Below are 3,170 nucleotides of genomic sequence, written 5' to 3' on the forward strand. Positions count from 1 at the left end.
GCAATTGCTATTATACGTTGTTACCCAATGTAGCGACACGCTCAGTTTAGTTTTTAGTTCTTTTAAAAAAGGTTTTCAAATTTATCGAATATCGGCTTAGATAGGATTTTTTTTTATGGTTATCAGAGTGGGAGAGAAGCTTTTGAAGTTTAAAATTGGAAGTAAAAGTTTACAATTTTAAGTTTCTCCAGCGTTGCTTTTTTAATTTTTAGTTGGATTTTTCCATTTAAATTTTGAGAGAGATTGGTTTTGCGTGATGCTTTCTGCGTTGTTGATGATTCTGAAGTTCAGATTTCATTTAAAAGTCCAGGTTTTAAGAATTTTTTCTTGTGCTTGTCTGCTTAAAGTCAGTTTTAGTGTCTAAAAATCACAGTCAATTTTATCCAATATCAGCTTTCGTTTGTTTGGTTTTTATTCCTGAAGTCTTTAAAAATGGTGTCCGATTTTATCGAATTTTGATTATAATTTTTTTGCGGTCAGTTCGGCTTTATCGGCAAGTTTTTCCATTTTTCTTTTTAATTTTTTTTTCGTTTTATCTAATTTCGAGTGTTGAATTTTCTGCGGTCAGTTCGGTTTTCAGGAAGTGTTTTTGTCCGGAGCTATTTTGGGTAACGGTTTCGATTATCGCAAGTAGTGGAGTAAGTGACACGGATTTGTCGGCTTAACCTTTTCTTGCTTGGTTTTTAAAATTACACTTTTTATTCAAAAACCGCTATTTGCGATTAATCGTTGTTATGTAAAGTTTTTTAAAACGATTTTTTTTAATTGTTCTAAATCACTGGGATCTTTTAATCTGTGAATCATACTATGACAGTTACTACATAATATTGCGAAATCATTTTTATAGTCAACTCTAAATTTTCCAATTCCTAAAGTTGAAATTGGAATTAAATGATGTGCTTCAATATATTTATCTCCTAATTCGCCATATTTGTCTCTAAAATTCATTGAGCAAGCTTCACATTGATAACCCTTTATTTTCTTTACCTTTTTGGAAATATTTGAATTTCTCTCAATTCTTTTGTGAAGTCGTATTTGCTTCTTTTCAAACCCATATTCTGGTTCTTCACTAAAAGATGTGTCAGAGTAAGTTAGATTTTCGTAATAATTCAAAAATTTAAGAATATCAGATCTTAATTCTTCATTGTTTGGTAAGTTATCACTTGAATAAAATTTTGCTATGATATTTCCAGCTTCATAATGTTTTGCGTTTTTAGTTGAGGAATGAAGTTGAATTTTTTCTACTAAATTTGTTTTTCCAATATCCAATTTTGCCCTAAAATCCTCAGCTCTAAGTTTTAAAACACTTTTTGCTTCTCGTTTATAATTCTCAATAACATCAGTAACGCCTTGATTTAATGACAAGTAAACTCCAGTCATATCCGATCTAAATAATAATACTGGATAATAACCTTTTTGAGGAGTCTCAGTAATTAATGTATCTAAAATTGCTATCCATGGACATTCTGTCCAATTTCCTTTCCCTGGAGAACCAATAACTTTAAATCGAATTTTATCAATTATTATTTTTTCAATTTGTTGAGGAAACTGATTTCTAAATTTATCAGCTAAAGAATTACCGCCAAAATTATTTGATTTTTCATTCAAATAATCCTCAATAGGTTCTTGTAGAATATTTTGCATTCAATAAAAATTTTACATAACGGCTTCGTATAATAGTCAGTTGCGGATTGGTTAAAACTAAGATAATTAAAAATACTGAATATTATGCTTACGCGGTTTTGTCCGCAGGACAAAATGCCGCAATTGCTATTATACGTTGTTAGCCAATGTAACGACACGCCAAATTTTGATTTTAGTTATTATTCTTTTAAAAAGTGAATTCAGATTTATCTAATATCGGCTTAGATTAGATTTTAATGTTTTTCAGAGTGGGAGAGGAGTTTTGATTTTTTGAAAAATTTGCTTTAAAACATTACAATTTGAGCATTGTCGGTCAGGAATGTTATTTTTTAATTTTAGCTGAATTTTCATTTCGAATTTAGGGAGAGATTTGTTCTGCGTGATGATTACCGCGTCGTTGATGATTCTGGAGTTCCAAGTTCATTTAAAAGTTCCAAGTTTCAGATTTTTTTCATGTAGCTGTCCGCTTAAAGTAAGTTTTAGTTTCTAAAAATGACAGCCAATTTTATACAATATCACATTTCATTTATTTAATTTTTTTATTCTTTAAGTCTTTAAAAATAGTGTCCGATCTTATCGAATATTGATTATAATTTTTTGCGGACAGATCGGTTTTATCAGTTATTTTTTTACACTTTTCCTTTTAAAAATTTTCTTCGTTTTTATCGAATTTCGAATGTTGATTTTTCTGCGGTCATTTCGGTTTTCAGGAAGTGCTTTTGTCCGGAGTTATTTTGGCTAACGGTTTCGAGTATGGACAGTTGCGGGGTGGTTAGCCAGATTGTGTCCGCTTAAAATAAATATAGCTAAAAAACATCGAATATCGATTAAGTATTTAGCAGCAATTGACCATACGCGTTGTTACCCACCGTTTTATTCTGTTATTTATTTCGTTTTGTATAATGTCAATGTTTTTCTTTTCCATCATCAATTATTTTCCTCAGATTTTCATTTTATTTAATGCACTAATTTTTCCTCATCTGATTTCTTTGTAAAGAATATAACAATTTCTCGATCTTGTCCGTTAAAATCTACTTTAGTCTTTAAACATTTGCGTTCATCGTCGTTTCCATTCGATTGGATTTTTCATTCTGTGAATTAGGTTTTAATGTCAGCAGTTTTATTGAAGGAACTCCAATAGTTTTCAAAACTTTCTTGTCTTATTTCTGTCGTTTCGAAATGGTTTTTAAAATCTGCTAAGAGTAAATTATTATCAGTCCAATAACCGTAATTATTACCAAATGGCATTTTCACGATTATACGTCCATTTTTGTCCATCCCGATTTCACGTTCCGGGATTCCAGTTTTATTGTCAAATTCAACGATCCACTTTTCCACAAGCTTGATTTTATCATCAAAGTCAGGATTAGCTTTTGGAATAAACGTGCTTAAAAATCCAGTCAATGCTTTATTAAAATTCAACTTAAATTTATTCTCTTCTTGAGTTTTGAGCTCGACTTTCGGAATTTTGAATTGTATGTACGATTTTCTTTTCAAATGGTGGGTAACGGTTTCGAGTATGGACA

The 3,170-nt window shown here is 30.4% G+C and carries 2 protein-coding genes; both read right to left on the reverse strand.

Annotated elements, in window-relative coordinates; translation table 11 throughout:
- Positions 1 to 732 precede the first annotated feature (732 nt).
- Positions 733 to 1,644 (reverse strand): MrcB family domain-containing protein, encoded by a 912-nt coding sequence (locus IIF7_RS20315; protein WP_084843515.1) that lies wholly within the window; start codon positions 1,642 to 1,644, stop codon positions 733 to 735.
- A 1,098-nt stretch (positions 1,645 to 2,742) separates the two neighbouring features.
- Positions 2,743 to 3,170, reverse strand: a 428-nt coding sequence (locus tag IIF7_RS20320) for a hypothetical protein (RefSeq protein WP_217806700.1), incomplete at its 5' end; no start/stop codon positions are given.

It is taken from the genome of Zunongwangia atlantica 22II14-10F7 (genome assembly GCF_002094855.1).
GTDB lineage: Bacteria > Bacteroidota > Bacteroidia > Flavobacteriales > Flavobacteriaceae > Zunongwangia > Zunongwangia atlantica.